Source organism: Pseudomonas sp. HLMP (assembly GCF_046365545.1).
GTDB lineage: Bacteria > Pseudomonadota > Gammaproteobacteria > Pseudomonadales > Pseudomonadaceae > Aquipseudomonas > Aquipseudomonas guariconensis_B.
Window position 1 is genome coordinate 4234228 of record NZ_JBDLLR010000001.1, and the last position, 17158, is coordinate 4251385.

At 64.8% G+C, this 17158-nt stretch carries 21 protein-coding genes and 1 riboswitch; of the genes, 10 read left to right on the forward strand and 11 right to left on the reverse strand.

Annotation, left to right across the window (positions count from 1 at the left end; genetic code table 11):
• Positions 1–121 precede the first annotated feature (121 nt).
• The 3 genes from ABFA30_RS19515 (at position 122) to ABFA30_RS19525 (ending at position 2971) form a co-directional block, all read left to right on the forward strand.
• Positions 122–1087 (forward strand): 2-hydroxyacid dehydrogenase, encoded by a 966-nt coding sequence (locus tag ABFA30_RS19515; RefSeq protein WP_368815367.1) that lies wholly within the window; start codon positions 122–124, stop codon positions 1085–1087.
• Between the two features lie 50 nt (positions 1088–1137).
• On the forward strand, positions 1138–2136 hold the full coding sequence (locus ABFA30_RS19520) for a class I SAM-dependent methyltransferase (protein WP_253081209.1): 999 nt from the start codon (positions 1138–1140) through the stop codon (positions 2134–2136).
• A 39-nt stretch (positions 2137–2175) separates the two neighbouring features.
• Positions 2176–2362, forward strand: a riboswitch (yybP-ykoY riboswitch).
• Positions 2363–2386: 24 nt separating this feature from the next.
• Positions 2387–2971 (forward strand): TMEM165/GDT1 family protein, encoded by a 585-nt coding sequence (locus tag ABFA30_RS19525; protein ID WP_225788661.1) that lies wholly within the window; start codon positions 2387–2389, stop codon positions 2969–2971.
• 11 nt (positions 2972–2982) lie between these two features.
• On the opposite strand, the gene ABFA30_RS19530 is transcribed toward ABFA30_RS19525, so the two are convergent.
• The 4 genes from ABFA30_RS19530 to ABFA30_RS19545 form a co-directional block, all read right to left on the reverse strand.
• Entirely contained in the window at positions 2983–3798 is an 816-nt protein-coding gene (locus ABFA30_RS19530) for a M48 family metallopeptidase (RefSeq protein ID WP_410045811.1), read from the reverse strand.
• Between the two features lie 106 nt (positions 3799–3904).
• Positions 3905–4525 (reverse strand): SOS response-associated peptidase, encoded by a 621-nt coding sequence (locus tag ABFA30_RS19535; protein ID WP_225788532.1) that lies wholly within the window; start codon positions 4523–4525, stop codon positions 3905–3907.
• A gap of 12 nt (positions 4526–4537) precedes the next feature.
• Positions 4538–4798 (reverse strand): putative signal transducing protein, encoded by a 261-nt coding sequence (locus ABFA30_RS19540; RefSeq protein WP_225788531.1) that lies wholly within the window; start codon positions 4796–4798, stop codon positions 4538–4540.
• On the reverse strand, positions 4798–4983 hold the full coding sequence (locus tag ABFA30_RS19545) for a CPXCG motif-containing cysteine-rich protein (RefSeq protein WP_225788530.1): 186 nt from the start codon (positions 4981–4983) through the stop codon (positions 4798–4800). The genes ABFA30_RS19540 and ABFA30_RS19545 overlap by 1 nt, the downstream gene beginning before the upstream one ends.
• A gap of 122 nt (positions 4984–5105) precedes the next feature.
• On the opposite strand from ABFA30_RS19545, the gene ABFA30_RS19550 reads away from it, so the two are divergent.
• Positions 5106–6275, forward strand: coding sequence for a 1-acyl-sn-glycerol-3-phosphate acyltransferase (locus ABFA30_RS19550; RefSeq protein ID WP_225788529.1), 1170 nt, complete (start codon positions 5106–5108; stop codon positions 6273–6275).
• Positions 6276–6469: 194 nt separating this feature from the next.
• Here the strand turns inward: ABFA30_RS19550 and ABFA30_RS19555 are convergent, their stop codons facing one another.
• Positions 6470–6730: a hypothetical protein gene (locus ABFA30_RS19555; protein WP_225788528.1), complete on the reverse strand. Its 261-nt coding sequence runs from the start codon at positions 6728–6730 to the stop codon at positions 6470–6472.
• Positions 6731–6889: 159 nt separating this feature from the next.
• Here ABFA30_RS19555 and ABFA30_RS19560 point away from each other — a divergent pair, with 159 nt between their 5' ends.
• Complete coding sequence (locus ABFA30_RS19560; RefSeq protein WP_225788527.1) at positions 6890–7096, forward strand: hypothetical protein; 207 nt, start codon at positions 6890–6892, stop codon at positions 7094–7096.
• Positions 7097–7169: 73 nt separating this feature from the next.
• Here ABFA30_RS19560 and ABFA30_RS19565 read toward each other — a convergent pair whose 3' ends face one another.
• Positions 7170–7754, reverse strand: a complete 585-nt coding sequence (locus tag ABFA30_RS19565) for a YajG family lipoprotein (protein ID WP_225788526.1) — start codon at positions 7752–7754, stop codon at positions 7170–7172.
• Positions 7755–7927: 173 nt separating this feature from the next.
• On the opposite strand from ABFA30_RS19565, the gene ABFA30_RS19570 reads away from it, so the two are divergent.
• Both ABFA30_RS19570 and mqo read left to right on the forward strand, forming a co-directional pair.
• Positions 7928–8161 (forward strand): hypothetical protein, encoded by a 234-nt coding sequence (locus ABFA30_RS19570; protein ID WP_253081211.1) that lies wholly within the window; start codon positions 7928–7930, stop codon positions 8159–8161.
• A 605-nt stretch (positions 8162–8766) separates the two neighbouring features.
• Positions 8767–10272, forward strand: a complete 1506-nt coding sequence (gene mqo, locus ABFA30_RS19575; RefSeq protein WP_225788524.1) for a malate dehydrogenase (quinone) — start codon at positions 8767–8769, stop codon at positions 10270–10272.
• 106 nt (positions 10273–10378) lie between these two features.
• Here the strand turns inward: mqo and ABFA30_RS19580 are convergent, their stop codons facing one another.
• The 3 genes from ABFA30_RS19580 to ABFA30_RS19590 all read right to left on the reverse strand — a co-directional run bounded on the left by ABFA30_RS19580 (position 10379) and on the right by ABFA30_RS19590 (position 11864).
• Positions 10379–10669: a PA4642 family protein gene (locus ABFA30_RS19580; protein WP_225788523.1), complete on the reverse strand. Its 291-nt coding sequence runs from the start codon at positions 10667–10669 to the stop codon at positions 10379–10381.
• A 70-nt stretch (positions 10670–10739) separates the two neighbouring features.
• Positions 10740–11210 (reverse strand): hypothetical protein, encoded by a 471-nt coding sequence (locus ABFA30_RS19585; RefSeq protein WP_253081212.1) that lies wholly within the window; start codon positions 11208–11210, stop codon positions 10740–10742.
• Positions 11211–11306: 96 nt separating this feature from the next.
• Positions 11307–11864, reverse strand: a complete 558-nt coding sequence (locus tag ABFA30_RS19590; RefSeq protein ID WP_253081213.1) for a hypoxanthine-guanine phosphoribosyltransferase — start codon at positions 11862–11864, stop codon at positions 11307–11309.
• Positions 11865–12028: 164 nt separating this feature from the next.
• Between ABFA30_RS19590 and upp the strand changes: the two genes are divergently transcribed.
• Together upp and ABFA30_RS19600 are read left to right on the forward strand one after the other, a co-directional pair.
• A complete protein-coding gene (gene upp, locus ABFA30_RS19595; protein WP_225788520.1) occupies positions 12029–12667 on the forward strand; it encodes a uracil phosphoribosyltransferase in 639 nt (212 codons plus the stop codon).
• 2 nt (positions 12668–12669) lie between these two features.
• Positions 12670–13944: a uracil-xanthine permease family protein gene (locus ABFA30_RS19600; RefSeq protein ID WP_225788519.1), complete on the forward strand. Its 1275-nt coding sequence runs from the start codon at positions 12670–12672 to the stop codon at positions 13942–13944.
• Positions 13945–14022: 78 nt separating this feature from the next.
• On the opposite strand, the gene hemH is transcribed toward ABFA30_RS19600, so the two are convergent.
• Positions 14023–15036 (reverse strand): ferrochelatase, encoded by a 1014-nt coding sequence (gene hemH / locus ABFA30_RS19605; protein WP_410045812.1) that lies wholly within the window; start codon positions 15034–15036, stop codon positions 14023–14025.
• 13 nt (positions 15037–15049) lie between these two features.
• Positions 15050–15955, reverse strand: a complete 906-nt coding sequence (locus ABFA30_RS19610; RefSeq protein ID WP_253081216.1) for a TIGR01777 family oxidoreductase — start codon at positions 15953–15955, stop codon at positions 15050–15052.
• Between the two features lie 187 nt (positions 15956–16142).
• Between ABFA30_RS19610 and ABFA30_RS19615 the strand changes: the two genes are divergently transcribed.
• Positions 16143–17129 carry an NAD(P)/FAD-dependent oxidoreductase gene (locus tag ABFA30_RS19615; protein ID WP_225788516.1) on the forward strand — a complete coding sequence of 329 codons (987 nt, stop codon included), beginning with the start codon at positions 16143–16145 and terminating at the stop codon, positions 17127–17129.
• Positions 17130–17158: the final 29 nt, after the last annotated feature.

A 17158-nucleotide genomic window follows, 5' to 3' on the forward strand; every position in this document is an offset into this window, starting at 1 on the left:
ATCAGCCGAAGGAATGATTTGCGCCGCCCAAGGTATGAGTGGCCGACTTGACACTTCGAGAGCCCGGCTTCAGGTTGGGGCATCAGCATCGCCCCATGACCCCAGCCCTCGGAGCCCCCGGATGCCCAGCCCGCGCCACGCCGTCTTTCTCGACCATCAATCCCTGGACCTCGGCGACCTCGACCTCTCGCCCCTGGCACAACAGTTCGACAGCCTGCAATTGCACGCCGCGACCACATCGGAGCAGGTCGCCGAACGCCTGCAAGGCGCCACGGCGGTGATCAGCAACAAGGTGATGCTCGACGCCGCTGCCCTGGCGGCCAACCCGCAGCTGAAACTGATCCTGATCGCGGCCACCGGCACCAACAATGTCGACCTGCAGGCCGCACGCGCCCAAGGCATCACGGTGTGCAACTGCCAGGGCTACGGCACGCCATCGGTGGCACAGCACACCCTGGCCCTGCTGCTGGCCCTGGCGACCCGCCTGTGCGACTACAACCAGGCCGTGGCCGAGGGACGCTGGGCGACGGCCAGCCAGTTCTGCCTGCTGGACTTCCCCATCGTCGAGCTGCAAGGCAAGACCCTTGGCCTGCTCGGGCACGGCGAACTGGGCGGTGCCGTGGCGCGGCTGGCCGAGGCCTTCGGCATGCGCGTGCTCAGCGGGCAGATCCCCGGGCGCCCGGCCCGTGCAGAGCGCCTGCCCCTGGACGAGCTGCTTCCCCAGGTCGACGCCCTGACCCTGCACTGTCCACTCAACGAACACACCCGGCACATGATCGGCGTCCGCGAACTGGCCCTGCTCAAGCCCGGCGCCCTGGTGGTCAACACCGCCCGTGGCGGCCTGATCGACGAGCAGGCGCTGGCCGATGCCCTGCGCAGCGGTCACCTGGGCGGCGCTGCCACCGATGTGCTGAGCGTCGAGCCGCCAACCAATGGCAACCCGTTGCTCGAACCGGACGTACCACGCCTGATCGTGACCCCGCACAGCGCCTGGGGCGCGGTGGAGTCACGCCAGCGCATCGTCGGCCAGCTGAGCGAGAACGCCCAGGCCTTCTTCGCCGGCCAACCACGGCGAGTGGTCGGCTGACGCCCAGGAGGCTCTGGTACACTGCGCCATTTTTTCAGGAGACGTCGTCCATGGACCCGCGCAGTGAAGTGTTGCTTCGCCAGGCCGAACTGTTCCAGGGCCCGCTGCTGCTCGCCGGGCTGCCCGCCGACGACCTGCTCGGCCAGTTGCCGCAGGCCAACGGCTGGGCCTGGCATGCCGGAGACCAGGCCTTGCTCGATGGCCGTTTCGCCGGCCGCAGCCATTATGGGGTGACGGTGCCGGACGTGCCCTTCGAGGCCGCCGTGCTGTTCCTGCCCAAGTCCCGCGAACTGACGGCCTACCTGCTCAACGCCCTGGCGGCTCGCTTGGCGGGGCGCGAGCTGTACGTGGTGGGCGAGAAACGCGGCGGCATCGAAGGCGCGGCCAAGCAATTGCGAGCCTTCGGCAAGCCCCGCAAGCTCGACAGCGCCCGGCACTGCCAGCTCTGGCAGGTGACCGTGGAAGAGGTGCCACAGGCCCTGCCGCTGGAGAGCCTGGCCGAACGTTTCGAACTGGCCCTGGAGGACGGCCCGTTGCAGGTAGTCAGCCTGCCCGGCGTGTTCAGCCATGGCCGGCTGGATCGTGGCACTGCCCTGCTGCTCCAGCACCTGGACGCGCTGCCGGTCGGCCATGTACTGGACTTCGGCTGCGGCGCCGGCGTGCTGGGCGCCACGGTCAAACGCCGCTACCCGCAGAGCCACGTGACCCTGCTCGACGTGGATGCCTTCGCCGTGGCCAGCAGCCGCCTGACCTTGGCGGCCAACGGTCTGGAGGGCGAAGTGATCAGTGGTGACGGCATCGATGCCGCGCCCAAGGGGCTGGCCCTGATCCTGAGCAATCCGCCCTTCCATACCGGTGTCCATACCGATTACCAGGCATCGGAAGATCTCCTGAGAAAATCCAGCGAACACCTGGAAAAAGGCGGCGAAATGCGCCTGGTAGCCAACAGCTTCCTGCGCTACCAGCCGCTCATCGAAGGGGCCCTGGGCAATTGCCGGGTACGCGCCGAGGCAGACGGTTTTCGCATCTACCAGGCAACACGTGGATAAAAACAAGGCTTGCCGAAAAGGATTCTCCTAGGCAGAATCCGCACCGTCCTAGGGGAGTAGTCTCCCGCGAGCCCCCGCTCGCCCGGCACGCGTCAACACACTTGGCCCACAGGCCATGGCGCGTGCGACCCGATCGCCGCACAGACGGCTCAAGGGGTTTGACAAGACCTATGACACGCACACCTTACCCGGGGCGGGGAGGCTGTACGTGTCATAGCCGTGTCGGCCCGCCCCCGTAGGAACCCTGATGTTGGAATCCCTGCTCGTCCCCACCGCGATCGTCGCCCTCGCCGAGATCGGTGACAAGACGCAGTTGCTCGCGCTCATTCTCGCCGCCCGCTTTCGCAAGCCTTGGCCGATCATTGCCGGCATCGTCGCCGCCACCCTGGCCAACCATGCCGCCGCAGGTGCCGTGGGCGCCTGGGTCAGCGGCTTCTTCAGCGAGACCGTGCTGCACTGGATACTCGCCGCCAGTTTTGCCGCCACCGCGCTGTGGACCCTGGTTCCAGACAAGATGGACGATGACGAGAATAGCGCCGCGCGTCGCTTCGGGCCGTTCGTCACCACGCTGATCGCCTTCTTCCTGGCCGAGATCGGCGACAAGACCCAGGTCGCCACGGTCATGCTGGCGGCCCAGTACCCTCATCTGATCATGGTCATCATCGGCACCACCGTGGGCATGCTGATCGCCAACGTGCCGGTGGTGCTGGCGGGCAACTTCGCCGCCGAGAAACTGCCACTGACCCTGATCCGCCGCCTGGCCGCCACGGCGTTCTTCGTCCTCGCCGCAGTGGCGGTATATTCGGCGATGCGGGCCAGTGGCTGGATTGGCTGACCGCTTGCAGCTTATTTCCGGGCGGCCTGGTACAGCGGCATCACCTTGGGAATGGCCGCCTGCAGTGCGGCAATGCGGCTGCTGGACGCCGGGTGGGTGCTCATGAACTCGGGCGGCGCGCCCTCCGAAGCCTTGCTCATCTTGTCCCACAGGGTGATCGCGGCATTCGGGTCATAGCCGGCGCGGGCCGCCAGCTCCAGGCCGATCAGGTCGGCTTCGTTCTCATTCGCGCGGCTGTTGGGCAAGGTCATGGCGTAGTTCACCACGGTGTCGGCCAGGGCCATGCTGTCCTGGCCCAGGCCGAACAATGCACCGGCACCCTGGCGGGCCATTTCCACGCCATAGGCCTTGGACATCGCCTCACGGCCATGCTCGCGCAGGGCGTGGGCGATCTCGTGGCCCATGACCGCAGCGATCTCGGCATCGGTGAGCTGGAGCTTATCGATCAGGCCGGTATAGAAGATGATTTTGCCACCGGGGCCACAGTTGGCATTGAGCTCGTCGCTCTGGATCAGGTTGACCTCCCACTTCCACTGCGCGGCATCCGGGCGGAATTTCGGTGCCTGGGCGATCAGACGGTCGGCGATGACCTGGACGCGCTTGGCCTTGGCACTGGTCTTGTCCAGCACGCCCTTGCTCGACGCCTCGCTGAGGGTCTGCTGGTACGACTGGGCATACATCTGGTTGACCTCATCGGTCGAGAGCATGCTGAACATGTACTGCTTGCGCTCGACACCCACCGCACCACCGCTGGTGGTGTTCACCGCCTGGCAGCCCGCCAGCAGGATGCTGGCGCCCAGCATGCTGACAACAAACGATCTACGCATGGAAACACTCCCTCTGTACATGCGGCGTATCCTAGGCCGAGACGCCAGCCCCCGCCAGAGCCGCAGGGAAGATTTCTCGCCAGCCCCATGCGTTCTCACGACGGCATCAGGCCGGGGTCAGGCACTCCGGCGCATCGAGCTTCGGATCATTGACGAAAGGCGCCAGCGCCCGCTCGCGCAGGGCGGCCGGCGGGCTGGCCAGCAGCTCGTGCAGGCGCGGCAATGGCGTGTCGGGGTCGAGCCAGGCCGCCTGCCCCGCTTCATCCAGGATCAACGGCCGACGCTGGTTCATCGCCGCCTGGGTCACCACCGCGCAGCTCAGCCACACCTGCTCCTGCACCGGGTAGGCCTCCCACAGCGCAGCGAAGAACAGTGACGAACCCTCCCCCGGCGTCAACCAGTACGGCCGTTTGCGCACGTTGCCACGCCATTCGTAGAAACCATTGGCCGGCATCAGGCAGCGGCGCCGGCGAAACGCCTCACGGAACATCGGCTGCTCGACGAGGGTCTCGGCGCGGGCCTGGGCAGGCGTGCGGGAAAGGTCGGTGAGCCAGGCCGGGGTCAGCCCCCAGCGCGCCCGCGCCAGTTGCAACTGGCCGTCGACCAGGCGCTGGATCAGCACCGAGCCGCCCGGGGCGATGTTCCATTGCGCCCGCTGGTCGGTGGGATACCCCGGCAAGGCGGCAAAGGCCGCAGACCAGCGAAACAAGGCGTAGCGTCCACACATGGCGATAAAAACCTAGCAAATCAGGATTCCGGGGAAACTCTCCGGTTCGTCGCCGGCAAGTGGCTGGGCGGCATTGTACGCATCGATCAGCTGCCGTGCGTAGCCGGCCTGCTCGTCCGCCACCGCCAGGCCCAGCAACCCGTGCATCGGCAACTCGCCGGCAGCACCGACCAGGTCGCGGCCCACCAGGTGCGCATCGACCCCCTCGCTGACGAGCATGCCCAGCAGCAGTTCGGCCTCCATCAGGCTTTCCGGTTCGTAGATCCGTCGCATCAGGCATCGTCCTCGCGTCTGACCTCGAGCATCCATTCGTCACCATGCACCTGCAGAATGAACACGATGGGCTGGCAACAGACCTGGCAGTCCTCGGTATAGACCTGGTCCCCGCCGGAAAGGTCGACGGTGGTCTCCACCGATTCGCCGCAATACGGGCAACGATAGAAGTCGGTTTCCAGCATCGCGGCCTCCGCGGTGACTTGTGCGTATAATTGCCGGTCTGTTTACAGGGCCTGTGTGTGTCCGAGCCGTTTTTTCGGACCCGTCCCTACCTTACTACCCTAGCCGTTTCCAACAAGAGAGCATGATGGGCGAATTCGATGCCATCCGACCGTACGACGACGCTGAGGTCCCTGCCGTTCTGGCACGCCTGCTCAGCGACCCGGCATTCCTCGATATCCTCACCCACTTCCGCTTCCCGCGCATGGCGGGCGCCTTCGGCTGGCTGCTCAAACCGCTGATCGCCCGCCGCCTGCGCAAGGAATTCGCGGGCGTCGAATGCGTTTCGACCCTGCAGGACAAAGTCGAGTACTACGTCGACCAGACCATCGAACGCGCCACCGACGGCGTCACCTACTCGGGCGTCGAGCAACTCAAGTCGGGCGAGGCCTACCTGTTCCTGGCCAACCATCGCGACATCGTGATGGACCCGGCCTTCGTCAACTACGCGGTGTATCACGCCGGCCTGCCGACGCCACGCATCGCCATCGGCGACAACCTGCTGCAAAAGCCCTTCGTCAGCGACATGATGCGGCTGAACAAGAGCTTCATCGTCCACCGCTCGCTGAGCGGTCGCCGGGAAAAGCTGGCGGCCTACCAATTGCTGTCGGCCTACATCAATCACTCGATCCGCAACGACTGCGTGTCGATCTGGATCGCCCAGGCCGAAGGCCGGGCCAAGGACGGCGACGACCGTACCGATTCGGCGATCCTCAAGATGTTCCACATGAGCCGCAAGGACGAGCCGTTCGGCGCGGTGATCCAGGGCCTGAACCTGATCCCGGTGTCGATCAGCTACGAATACGACCCGTGCGACCTGGCCAAGGCCCGCGAGCTGTACATCCGCGCCACCACCGGCGGCTACACCAAGGCGCCTGGCGAGGACGACAACAGCATCGCCCTGGGCATCACCGGCTACAAGGGGCGGGTGCACATCAACTTCGCGCCGCCGGTGACCGAGTATTACGAGGACACCAAGCAACTGGCCCAGGAAATCGACCGGCAGATCCTCGGCGGCTACCGGTTGTTCCCGGTGCACTACCTGGCCTATGGGATGTGGGATGCAGCGGACCCTGCACTGCAGGTGCCGACAGCGCAGAAGCTGTTCCCCGCCGAGGAGCTGGCCCGGGCCAAGGAAGAATGGCAGCGCCGCCTGGATGCCTGCCCGGTGGAGCACCGGCCCTACCTGATCCAGCAGTATGCGACGCCGGTGCGCAACCAGTACCAGGTCAGGTTGCAGAGCCCTGTGGCTTGACACGGTGCTCCCACAGCATGCAAGTGGACCCCACATGATGCGGCTTGCAGGGCCCCTGTGGGAGCCGGCTTGCCGGCGATGGGGCTTGAAACGGCCCCAAATGGCGGGTGAGATTCTTAACCGGCCCCCGCCCCCGCAGGTTTCCCGCTAAATCAAAGGCGTTACGTTTGCCCAGGGAGCGCCTACTCGCGCCCTCAGACCCAGGTGCTGAACCAGGACAACAGCAACGCCATGGCCAGGCAGGAAAAGCCGAGGATGTAGTAGTAGCGTGGCACGCGCTGGTCGAAGGCATCGACCACGCCTTCGTCGGCGGCCAGGCTCTCACGGCTCACGATCTCGCGGCGACGGGCACTGTGCAGCAGCAATCCGCCAGGGCAGGTCATCAACAGCGCCAGCAGGTTGATCAGCTTGGTCGGATGGGCGGCCAGGAACCCCCAGAGCATTTGCAAGGACATCACGCAACCTCGGAATAACGACAGCGAAAGCCGGCATTCTACCCAAGCCCGACTAGCGCGCCCGTTTTTTGCGACCAACTGTCACTAAATTTTGTCTGTAACACGCTCGTCATCCAGGCAAGCCACCCTGTCGGCCTTTTCCCCTCACCGGAGCTTGTCATGCTGCACGCCGAAAACCAGGACCGCCTCTACCTCGTCGCCCAGAGCGAAGAACAGCAGGCACTGATCGACGGCTTCGCCATCAATGTCCAGGATCGCCAGTGGCTGGTCTACTGCGCCCTCGGCGGCCACGCCCACCAGGACCTCCCGGAAATCGACGTGCAGACCGGCATCAGCCTGCTGGATTTCTACACCGAAGCCGCCTGACGCACCCTACATGAAAAAGCCCGCTGTCCAGCCATCCGGACAGCGGGCTTTTTCATAACGAGGGACGAAAGGTTTATTCGCCGAGCACCTGGCCGATGGTCGGGTCCTTGAACAGGCGAGTCAGGGCATCGCTGAGCACGTCGCTCACCAGCTTGGTGTTGGTCTCCTGATTCGGCGCCATGCCGAAGCGCTGGTCCAGGGTCGCGCCGTAGCGGCCGCTGTAGCGACGGTTGGCGTTGGACACATCGGCGCGGAAGGTGGCGCCGATGGTGGCCTCGGTCACGTACAGGTTGTCCTTGGGCGACTGGTACTTCAGCTCGGCCAGGGTCACGGTCAACTGCGGGGCGTTGTAGGCGTTCGGCGTCGGGGTGAAGCCGAGCAGGCGCACCGCCGCCTCGGCCTGGGCCTGCAGCTTGGGTACGATGTCGTTGCCATTGACGCTGATGGTGCTGGTCTCCGGATACATGCCACCGCGGGTCCCCAGGGCCTGGGAGGCACGCCCGTCGACCACCTTGACCACCACCGGCTGGCCATGGCCGACCGGGTTGAGCTGGGCGGTGAGCTTGGGTTGCGGGCTGAGTTGTTGCGGGCTGTGGGCACAACCGACCAGGCTGAGGCTGGCCACCGCGATCAAACCGAACAACAGACGTTGCAACATGCGCGTTTCTCCAGAAAATGCGGCAAAGGCCCACAGTATACCCAGCGGCGGGCGGCAAGCGATAAGCGGCAAGAAAAAGCAGGCACGCCAAAAGGCGCACCCCGCCGCTGTCACAAGGGTTTCATACCCCAGCCCTATCCTTGCCCCAGACCCGACCTGACAGGACGCCCGCCATGGCCTCGCTCTGGACCCTGCTTTTCCATCGCCCACGCCACAACACCTATGCGCGCCTCGACGCCGAGGGCAAGTGCCTGGCCTTCAAGCAGTGCAGCCAGCCACCGCTCGGCAGCGGCTGGGTGCAGGTCAGCGAAGCCCGGCTGGTCTGGCTGGGCCAGTCGCTGCCGGCCAACGCCCGGGTTTGCGCCCACGCAAGCCATCGCTGGCAGCGACGCACCCTGCCGGCCTGACAAATGCCGCAATAAAAAGCCACGAAGAACGACCTTTCTGCCCGCGACCTCGTTATAATCTCCCCCCGATTATAAGGACGTCTCCTGATCGGGCCCCGCACCCGCCGCTTGACCCCGGCACCTTTACCGCTTCGCCCACAGAGAGCCTTCCACTCAGGTCTTGCATCGGCTGTCGTGCCTGCTGTTTCCCGGCCTTCCGCTTTGCATGAACCTGTGGGTTGCCATCGCGCAGTCCCTTTTGAGGTTCACGTCTCCAAAAGAGCGTGAAAAAACGGGTTTTTCACAACTTCACAAGAGTGTGGCGAGCAAATGAACAGTCTGGCATGTGCAAAAGCGCAAGATACGTCCCGAACAGCTCCGAACAGACGGCAACAGTGCTCATCCTGGATGGGTATCTGAAACCGGTCCATCACGCACGACGGATACCTTGACCATAAGTCGAATTGCCGCACCGGCAGTTCCGGGCGTTCAATAGGCGAACCCCAAGACCGGTTGGCGGTGTCCGCGGAAGTTGCAAGAACTGCGAAGAGTCGGACATGGCGATCCTGGCGACCCCAGGAATCCTATGCTGTCAATTAGGTGCTGTAGATTGTGGAGACGCGTTAATGGCGCAGAACGAATCGGTTGATGTGGTACTGGTAGGCGCGGGCATCATGAGTGCCACCCTGGCCGTACTGCTCAAGGAACTCGACCCGACGCTCAAGCTGGAGGTCGTCGAGGCGATGGACTCCGGTGCCGCGGAAAGTTCCAACCCCTGGAACAACGCCGGGACCGGCCACGCCGGCCTGTGCGAGCTGAACTATACGCCCCAGGCCGCCGATGGCAGCATCGACATCAAGAAGGCCGTGCACATCAATACCCAGTTCGAGGTGTCCCGCCAGTTCTGGGCCTACCTGAGCAAGAAAGGCAGCTTCGGCTCGCCGCGCGGCTTCATCAACCCGGTGCCGCACCTGAGCTATGTCGAGGGTGACAAGGGTGTCGCCTTCCTCAAGAAGCGCTTCGAACTGCTCAAGCAGCACCACGCCTTCGCCGAGATGGAATACACCGAAGACAAGGCCGTGATGAACGAGTGGATGCCGCTGATGATGCCGGGCCGCCCGGCCGACCAGCACATCGCCGCCACCCGCGTGCTCAAGGGCACCGACGTCAACTTCGGCGCCCTGACCAACAAGCTGCTCAAACTGCTGGGCGACAGCCCCGAGACCCAGGTCAAGTACAGCAAGAAGGTCGTCGGCCTGCGCCGTAACGGCAGCGGCTGGACCGTCAGCATCAAGGACGTCAACAGCGGCGGCAGCCGTGAGGTCGACGCCCGCTTCGTGTTCCTCGGCGCCGGTGGCGCGGCCCTGCCGCTGCTGCAGATGTCCGGCATCCCGGAGAGCAAGGGCTTTGGCGGCTTCCCGGTCAGCGGCCAGTGGCTGCGCTGCGACAACCCCGAGATCGTCAAGCTGCACCAGGCCAAGGTCTACAGCCAGGCTGCGGTCGGTGCGCCCCCCATGTCGGTACCACACCTGGACACCCGCGTGGTGGACGGCAAGAAGTCGCTGCTGTTCGGCCCGTATGCCGGCTTCACCACCAAGTTCCTCAAGCACGGCTCGCTGCTCGACCTGCCGCTGTCGGTGCGCATGGGCAACATCGGCCCGATGCTGGCCGTGGCCCGCGACAACATGGACCTGACCAAGTACCTGGTCAGCGAAGTGATGCAGTCGATGGAGCAGCGCCTGGAAGCCTTGCGCCGCTTCTACCCCGAGGCCAAGGCCGAGGACTGGCGCTTGGAAGTGGCCGGCCAGCGCGTGCAGATCATCAAGAAGGATCCGAAGAAAGGCGGCATCCTGCAGTTCGGCACCGAGCTGGTCTCGGCCCAGGACGGCAGCCTGGCCGCCCTGCTCGGTGCCTCGCCGGGCGCCTCGGTGACCGTATCGATCATGCTCGAGCTGATCGAGCGCTGCTTCCCCGAGCAGGCCAAGGGCGCCTGGGCCGCCAAGCTCAAGGAAATCTTCCCAGCCCGCGAGAAGGTGCTCGCCACCGACGCAGCCCTGTACCGCAAGATCAGCGCCTACAACGACGAAGTACTGGAACTGGTCGAGAGCAGCCCGGCCCAGCACTACGCCTGATACCGGCCCATGAAAAAACGCCCCTCGGGGCGTTTTTTCATGCCTGGCGGTCCGGCGTTCAGTCACATCCGGGGCTGCAAAGCCGCCCTGCTGAATGCTGGCTACATCAACCGCGGGCGTTGTCGATGATCGCGATGTACTCGGCAGCGTTACGCTGGTCGGCGATCAGCTCGACGAAGGTCTTGCCGTGCTCGTCCTTGCCGTCCAAGTCCAGGCCGGCCTCGACGAAGAAACCCACGAACCGCTCGAAGTCATCGACACGCAGGCCACGGTAGGCCTTGACCAGCTTGTGCAGCGACGGCGAGGTCACCCCGTCGGCCGGCTCGAACCGCAGGAACGTCTTGACGTACTCGTCGCTGATCTCGTCACCAATCACCTGTTTCTTGTCTTTACGCATCGCCGACTCCCAACTGGACCATCACGGACATTTCGAAGGCCGGCAGTGTACCCCCCACGGCCCACGTGCCTCAACGCGTACGTACGGTACCGGTATGCAGGTCGGCCCAGACATGGCCGTTGGGGTAGCTGAGGAACTGCACGTACAACGTCTCGTTGCGCAAAAGGTCCATGATCACCCGGTAATCGGCAAGGGGGTAGTTCAGGGTCAGGGTCCGCTTCTTCGGATCGTAGACCGGCTTCTTCAGGCTCTTGCCGCCTTCGCCGTCGAAGTTGACCAGCACCTGGGCGATGGTCGCGCCCTTGCTCAGCGGCTTGCCTTTGAGGCGTAGCAGCAGCGAGGAGGTGATCGGAATCGGTTGCTGGTCGGACTGGCGCTGGATGCCGGCCACCACCGAATAGTCGGTGACCTGCAGCAGCTGTTGGGCTGTCGGCCCTTCCTGGCGCAGGGACAGGTCGTCAGGCGGGAGGAACTGGCTGTGCAACGGTGCAGCGGACAGCGGCAGGCTCACCGCCAGCAAGAGGGGGAAAATCGCACGCATGTGAGGCTCCTTGGCATGAGGAGGCACTCTAGCATGCCCTGTTGGCTATCGCGGCCCGCCCCCCGCTCGCCCCCCTCAGAGGCAGGCCCGTGCAGCCTACAGGCCCTTGACCGCGAAGATGCCGTTGGCGTTGCGCCAGTAACCTTTGTAGTCCATGCCGTAGCCGAAGATGTAGCGATCGATGCAGGGCAGGCCCACATAGTTGGCCTTGAGGTCCGGGCTGGCCTTGCGGTCGTGCTCCTTGTCGATCAGCACGGCGGTGTGCACCGAGCGCGCGCCGGCGTGCTTGCAGAAATCGATGATGGCGTTGAGGGTATGGCCTTCGTCGAGGATGTCGTCGACGATCAGCACGTCGCGATCGATGAACGAGATCTCCGGCTTGGCTTTCCAGAACAGCTCGCCGCCGCTGGTCTGGTTGCGGTAGCGCGAGGCGTGCAGGTAGGAGGCCTCCAGCGGGAACTGCAGGTGGGTCAGCAGCTTGCCGGCGAAGATCAGCCCGCCGTTCATCACGCAGAAGACCACCGGGTTCTTGTCGTGCAGATCCTGGCAGATCTGCTTGCCGACCTTGGCGATGGCCGCCTCGACCTCGGCTTCGTTGTACAGGCAGTCAGCCTCGTGCATGACTTGGCGGATATGCTCGAGATCGGCGGACATGGCGCTCTCCAGGGGCTCGGAATCGGAAAAGCGGGCAAAGGTACGCATCCGCTCGGCACAGATCAAGCATTTATGGACTAACGTGCTGAATGACTGCACGACAGCCAAGGCTGAATAGATTAATCTAGCGCGGTTTTTTTGCCCGCCTCCCGGAGCCCTCCCCCATGCCTACTCGTGAGATCCGCCATCCGCTGATCCGCCACAAGCTCGGCCTGATGCGCCGTGCCGACATCAGCACCAAGAATTTCCGCGAACTCGCCCAGGAAGTCGGCGCCCTCCTGACCTACGAAGCCACCCAGGACCTGCCGCTGGAAACCTACGCAATCGACGGCTGGTGCGGCAAGGTGCAGGTCGAGAAGATCGCCGGCAAGAAGATCACCGTCGTGCCCATCCTGCGCGCCGGCATCGGCATGCTCGACGGCGTGCTCAGCCTGATCCCCGGCGCCAAGGTCAGCGCCGTGGGTGTCGCACGCAACGAAGAAACCCTCGAAGCCCACACCTACCTGGAAAAGCTCGCCCCGGAAATCGACCAGCGCCTGGCGCTGATCATCGACCCGATGCTGGCCACCGGCGGCTCCATGGTCGCCACCATCGACCTGTTGAAGAAGGCCGGTTGCCGCGACATTCGCGCCATGGTCCTGGTGGCTGCGCCGGAAGGCATCGAGGCCGTCGAAAAGGCCCACCCGGACGTGCGGATCTACACCGCATCGATCGACCAGCGCCTGAACGACGATGGCTACATCATCCCCGGCCTGGGCGATGCCGGCGACAAGATCTTCGGCACCAAGCAGAAGGACGCCTGACCATGCAGGACGGCTTCAACGACCCGCTCTGGCGCCAGGTCGTCTCGGGCGCGCAGATGCTCTTCGTGGCATTCGGCGCGCTGGTGCTGATGCCGCTGATCACCGGCCTGGACCCCAACGTGGCGCTGTTCACCGCCGGCCTCGGCACCCTGCTGTTCCAACTGGTCACTGGCCGCCAGGTCCCGGTGTTCCTGGCCTCGAGCTTTGCCTTCATCACCCCGATCATCCTCGCCAAGGGGCAGTTCGGCCTGGCCGCCACCATGGGCGGTGTGATGGCGGCCGGTTTCGTCTACACCTTCATGGGCCTGATGGTGAAGATCAAAGGCACCGGCTTCATCGACCGCATGCTGCCGCCGGTGGTGATCGGCCCGGTGATCATCTCCATTGGCCTGGCCATGGCGCCGATCGCTGCCAACATGGCCATGGGCAAGGCCGGTGACGGCAGCGTACTGGTGCCATACCAGACCGCCATGCTGATTTCCATGCCGGCGCTGCTGACCACGCTGATCGTCGCCGTGTTCGGCAGGGGCATCTTCCGCCTGGTGCCGATCATCGCTGGTGTGCTGGTGGGTTTTGCCCTGTCGTTCGCCTTCGGCGTGGTCGATACCGCCAGGATCGCCGCCGCGCCCTGGCTGGAGCTGCCGAAGTTCACCGCCCCGGAATTTAACTGGCAGGCGATCCTGTTCATCGTCCCGGTGGCCCTGGCCCCGGCGATCGAGCACATCGGCGGGGTGATCGCGGTAGGCAGCGTGACCGGCCGCGACTACCTGAAAAAGCCCGGCCTGCACCGCACCCTGTTCGGCGATGGCCTGGCCACCACCGCAGCCGGCCTGTTCGGCGGGCCGCCCAACACCACCTATGCCGAAGTGACCGGCGCGGTGATGCTGACCAAGAACTACAACCCGAAGATCATGACCTGGGCGGCGATCTTCGCCATCGCCCTGGCGTTCATCGGCAAGTTCGGCGCCTTGCTGCAGAGCATTCCGGTACCGGTGATGGGCGGTATCCTCTGCCTGCTGTTCGGCTCGATCGCCGCGGTGGGCATGAACACCATGATCCGCCACAAGATCGACCTGGCCGAAGCGCGCAACCTGGTGATCGTCTCGGTCACCCTGGTGTTCGGTATCGGCGGCGTGCTGATCGGCAGCGGCGACGGCCCGGACGACTGGGGCCTGAAAGGCATCGCCTTGTGCGCCGTGGTGGCGATTGCCCTGAACCTGATCCTGCCGGGCAACGACAGCTGGAAGCACAAGAAGCTGGACGATCAGTTGCCCTGATCGCCAGGGCAGGCAATGCTGGGGCCGCATCGCGGCCCCAATGGCGGTGGTAAAAGTCTAGGATCGGCAGCCTGGAACTCAGGCAGCCTCGCACATCCCCGCCAACACCCTCGCCCATTCCGGGTGATCGTTCAGGCAAGGCACCAGTACCAACTCCTCTCCCCCCGCCTCGACGAACTGCTCGCGGCCACGCAGGCCAATCTCCTCCAGCGTCTCGATGCAATCGGCAACGAAAGCCGGGCACATCACCAGCAACTTCTTCACCCCAGCCTTGCCCAACTCGTCCAGACGCGTCTCGGTATAGGGCTCGATCCACTTGGCGCGGCCCAGGCGCGACTGGAACGACACCGACCACTTGCCATCGGGGATCCCCATCTTCGCCGCGAACGCCTTGGCAGTGGCCAGGCACTGCCCGCGATAGCACACCGCACGCATCTCGGCGCTGGCGTCCTTGCAGCAATCGGGCGCCTGGAAGTCATGCTTGCCGCTCGGGTCGAGCTTCTTCAGGTGGCGCTCGGGCAAGCCGTGGAAACTCAGCAGCAGGTGATCGTAACCCTGCTCCAGGTAAGGCCTGGCGCTGGTCGCCAGGGCGTCGATATAGCAGGGCTGGTCATAGAACGGCTGCAGCACGCGCATCTGCAGCGACAGCTGACGCTCGGCAATGGTCTTTTTCGCAAGCTCCACCACCGTGGTCACGGTGCTGTCGGCGAATTGTGGATAGAGCGGCGCCAGGGTCACCTTGCGCACACCCTGGGCCGCCAAGCGCTCGAGCACCTCGGGCAGGGCCGGCTCGCCATAACGCATGGCGATCTCCACCGGGCCATGGGGCCAATGCTCGGCCATGGCCGCCTGCAGGCGCCGGGTCAACACCACCAGGGGCGAACCCTCGTCCCACCAGATCGAGGCATAGGCATGGGCCGACTGCTCCGGGCGCTTGACCAGGATCAGCGACACCAGCAGACGCCGCACAGGCCAGGGCAGGTCGATCACGTAGGGGTCCATGAGGAACTGGTTGAGGTAACGGCGTACGTCGGCCACAGAAGTGGAGGCCGGTGAACCCAGGTTGACCAGCAGCAGGGCGTGATCGGTCATGCAGCGTCCTATGTCAGAGGCGACTGGACAGGTTGCCCAGGGCCGATTGCAGATCGTTGAAGCGGAACGTGAAGCCCGCCGCCAGCAAGCGCACCGGGCGGGCGCGCTGGCCGCCGAGCAACAGGGTCGACAGCTCGCCCAGGCCGGCCTTGAGCAACGGCGCCGGCACCGGCAGGAAGGCCGGCCGGTGCAAGGCCCGCCCCAGGCGCTTGGCGAATTCGCGGTTGCGCACAGGTTCCGGTGCGCAGGCATTATAAGGACCGCTGGCGTCCTTGTGCTGCAAGAGAAAATCAATCAGGGCGACCTGGTCTTCTATATGAACCCACGGCATCCACTGCCGACCGTCACCCAAGGGCCCGCCCAGCCCCAGCTTGAACGGCAGGCGCAGGCGCGACAAAAAGCCGCCATCGCTGGCCAGTACCAGCCCGGTACGTACCAGTACCACGCGGATACCGAGCGCTTGCGCACGTTGCGCGGTTTCTTCCCAGGCAATGCACAACTGGCTGGCGAAATCCTCCTTCACCGGCGGCGACGCCTCGGTCAGCTCACGCTCGCCACCGTCGCCGTACCAGCCCACGGCTGAGCCAGAGATCAGCACCTCGGGGCGCTGTTCGCGGCTTTCCAACCAGGCCACCAGGCGCTCGGTGAGGGTGATACGGCTGGCCCAGAGCAACGTTCGCCGCGCCGCGGTCCAGGGCCGATCGGCGATAGGCGCGCCGGCGAGATTGATCACCGCGTCCACGGCGTCGTCCGGCGCCAGTTCCTCCAGTTGGGCGATGCCGCGCACACCTGTACCACACAGCTTGGGCACCTGCTCCGGACGTCGGCTCCACACGGTCAGGCGATGGCCCTGGCCGCGCCAGAACTGGCAGAGATGCTGGCCGATCAAGCCAGTACCGCCGGTCAGCAATATATGCATGGCTGTATCCTCGCAGTCTGCGGCCGTGGTCTATTTTTAAGAACAAGGCACTTTTTTGACCGAACGCTCTCGGATAAACATAGGCCAACCTGTCCTATCGAGCGGAATAACCTTATACAAAAGTGGTGCATTGTACAGGTTTGCCTGACAGCGTAGTCTGCTTCCAGCAAGGTTCGAAGAGGCCATCATGACAGTACCTATCGCCATCATCGGAGCCGGGATCGCCGGTCTTTCCGCCGCACAGGCCCTGCAAAAGGCCGGGCAGACCGTCCACCTGTTCGACAAGGGCCATGGCAGCGGCGGACGCATGGCCAGCAAGCGTAGCGAGGCCGGTGCGCTGGACTTGGGTGCCCAGTATTTCACCGCGCGCGACCGGCGCTTCGTCGAGCAGGTCCAGCAATGGGTCGCCGCCGGCTGGGCCGAACAGTGGAAACCCCAGCTGTACAACTACCGCGACGGCGAGCTGACGCCTTCGCCCGACGAACAGACGCGCTGGGTTGGCGTGCCCCGCATGAGCGCCATCACCCGTGGGCTGCTCAAGGACGTCACGGTGAATTTCGGCTGCCGCATCGCCGAAGTCTTTCGCGGCAAGCAGTACTGGCACCTGCAGGACACCGAGGGCTGCAGCCATGGCCCGTTCAGCCGCGTGGTGATCGCCGTGCCCGCGCCGCAGGCCACCCCTTTGCTGGCCAGCACGCCCAAGCTCGCCGCCGTCGCCGCCGGGGTGCAGATGGAACCGACCTGGGCCGTGGCCCTGGCCTTCCAGACCGCCCTCGACACCCCCATGCAAGGCTGCTTCGTGCAGGACAACCCGCTCGACTGGCTGGCCCGCAACCGCAGCAAGCCCGGGCGCGACGAACAGCTCGACACCTGGGTACTGCACGCCACCTCGGGCTGGAGCAAGCATCACCTCGACCTGCCCAAGGAAGATGTCATCGAACAGCTGTGGGGAGAGTTCGCCGAATTGGTCGGCTGCGTGGTCCCTGCGCCGAACTTCGCCCTGGCGCACCGCTGGCTGTATGCGCGCCCGGCGAGCAACCACGAGTGGGGCGCCCTGGCTGACGCCGACCAGGGGCTGTATGCCTGCGGCGACTGGTGCCTGTCTGGCCGCGTCGAGGGCGCTTGGCTCAGTGGCCAGGAAGCTGCACGGCGGTTGCTGGAACACCTTGATTGATGGCGCGCAAACCTATACAAGAAAATCAT

Bases quoted from the DNA above. Each gene is read 5' to 3' on its own strand.
- ABFA30_RS19515 (WP_368815367.1), top strand. From the start codon at position 122: ATGCCCAGCCCGCGCCACGCCGTCTTTCTCGACCATCAATCCCTGGAC.
- ABFA30_RS19520 (WP_253081209.1), top strand. From the start codon at position 1,138: ATGGACCCGCGCAGTGAAGTGTTGCTTCGCCAGGCCGAACTGTTCCAG.
- ABFA30_RS19530 (WP_410045811.1), bottom strand. From the start codon at position 3,798: ATGCGTAGATCGTTTGTTGTCAGCATGCTGGGCGCCAGCATCCTGCTG.
- ABFA30_RS19535 (WP_225788532.1), bottom strand. From the start codon at position 4,525: ATGTGTGGACGCTACGCCTTGTTTCGCTGGTCTGCGGCCTTTGCCGCC.
- ABFA30_RS19540 (WP_225788531.1), bottom strand. From the start codon at position 4,798: ATGCGACGGATCTACGAACCGGAAAGCCTGATGGAGGCCGAACTGCTG.
- ABFA30_RS19545 (WP_225788530.1), bottom strand. From the start codon at position 4,983: ATGCTGGAAACCGACTTCTATCGTTGCCCGTATTGCGGCGAATCGGTG.
- ABFA30_RS19550 (WP_225788529.1), top strand. From the start codon at position 5,106: ATGATGGGCGAATTCGATGCCATCCGACCGTACGACGACGCTGAGGTC.
- ABFA30_RS19555 (WP_225788528.1), bottom strand. From the start codon at position 6,730: ATGTCCTTGCAAATGCTCTGGGGGTTCCTGGCCGCCCATCCGACCAAG.
- ABFA30_RS19560 (WP_225788527.1), top strand. From the start codon at position 6,890: ATGCTGCACGCCGAAAACCAGGACCGCCTCTACCTCGTCGCCCAGAGC.
- ABFA30_RS19565 (WP_225788526.1), bottom strand. From the start codon at position 7,754: ATGTTGCAACGTCTGTTGTTCGGTTTGATCGCGGTGGCCAGCCTCAGC.
- ABFA30_RS19570 (WP_253081211.1), top strand. From the start codon at position 7,928: ATGGCCTCGCTCTGGACCCTGCTTTTCCATCGCCCACGCCACAACACC.
- mqo (WP_225788524.1), top strand. From the start codon at position 8,767: ATGGCGCAGAACGAATCGGTTGATGTGGTACTGGTAGGCGCGGGCATC.
- ABFA30_RS19580 (WP_225788523.1), bottom strand. From the start codon at position 10,669: ATGCGTAAAGACAAGAAACAGGTGATTGGTGACGAGATCAGCGACGAG.
- ABFA30_RS19585 (WP_253081212.1), bottom strand. From the start codon at position 11,210: ATGCGTGCGATTTTCCCCCTCTTGCTGGCGGTGAGCCTGCCGCTGTCC.
- ABFA30_RS19590 (WP_253081213.1), bottom strand. From the start codon at position 11,864: ATGTCCGCCGATCTCGAGCATATCCGCCAAGTCATGCACGAGGCTGAC.
- upp (WP_225788520.1), top strand. From the start codon at position 12,029: ATGCCTACTCGTGAGATCCGCCATCCGCTGATCCGCCACAAGCTCGGC.
- ABFA30_RS19600 (WP_225788519.1), top strand. From the start codon at position 12,670: ATGCAGGACGGCTTCAACGACCCGCTCTGGCGCCAGGTCGTCTCGGGC.
- hemH (WP_410045812.1), bottom strand. From the start codon at position 15,036: ATGACCGATCACGCCCTGCTGCTGGTCAACCTGGGTTCACCGGCCTCC.
- ABFA30_RS19610 (WP_253081216.1), bottom strand. From the start codon at position 15,955: ATGCATATATTGCTGACCGGCGGTACTGGCTTGATCGGCCAGCATCTC.
- ABFA30_RS19615 (WP_225788516.1), top strand. From the start codon at position 16,143: ATGACAGTACCTATCGCCATCATCGGAGCCGGGATCGCCGGTCTTTCC.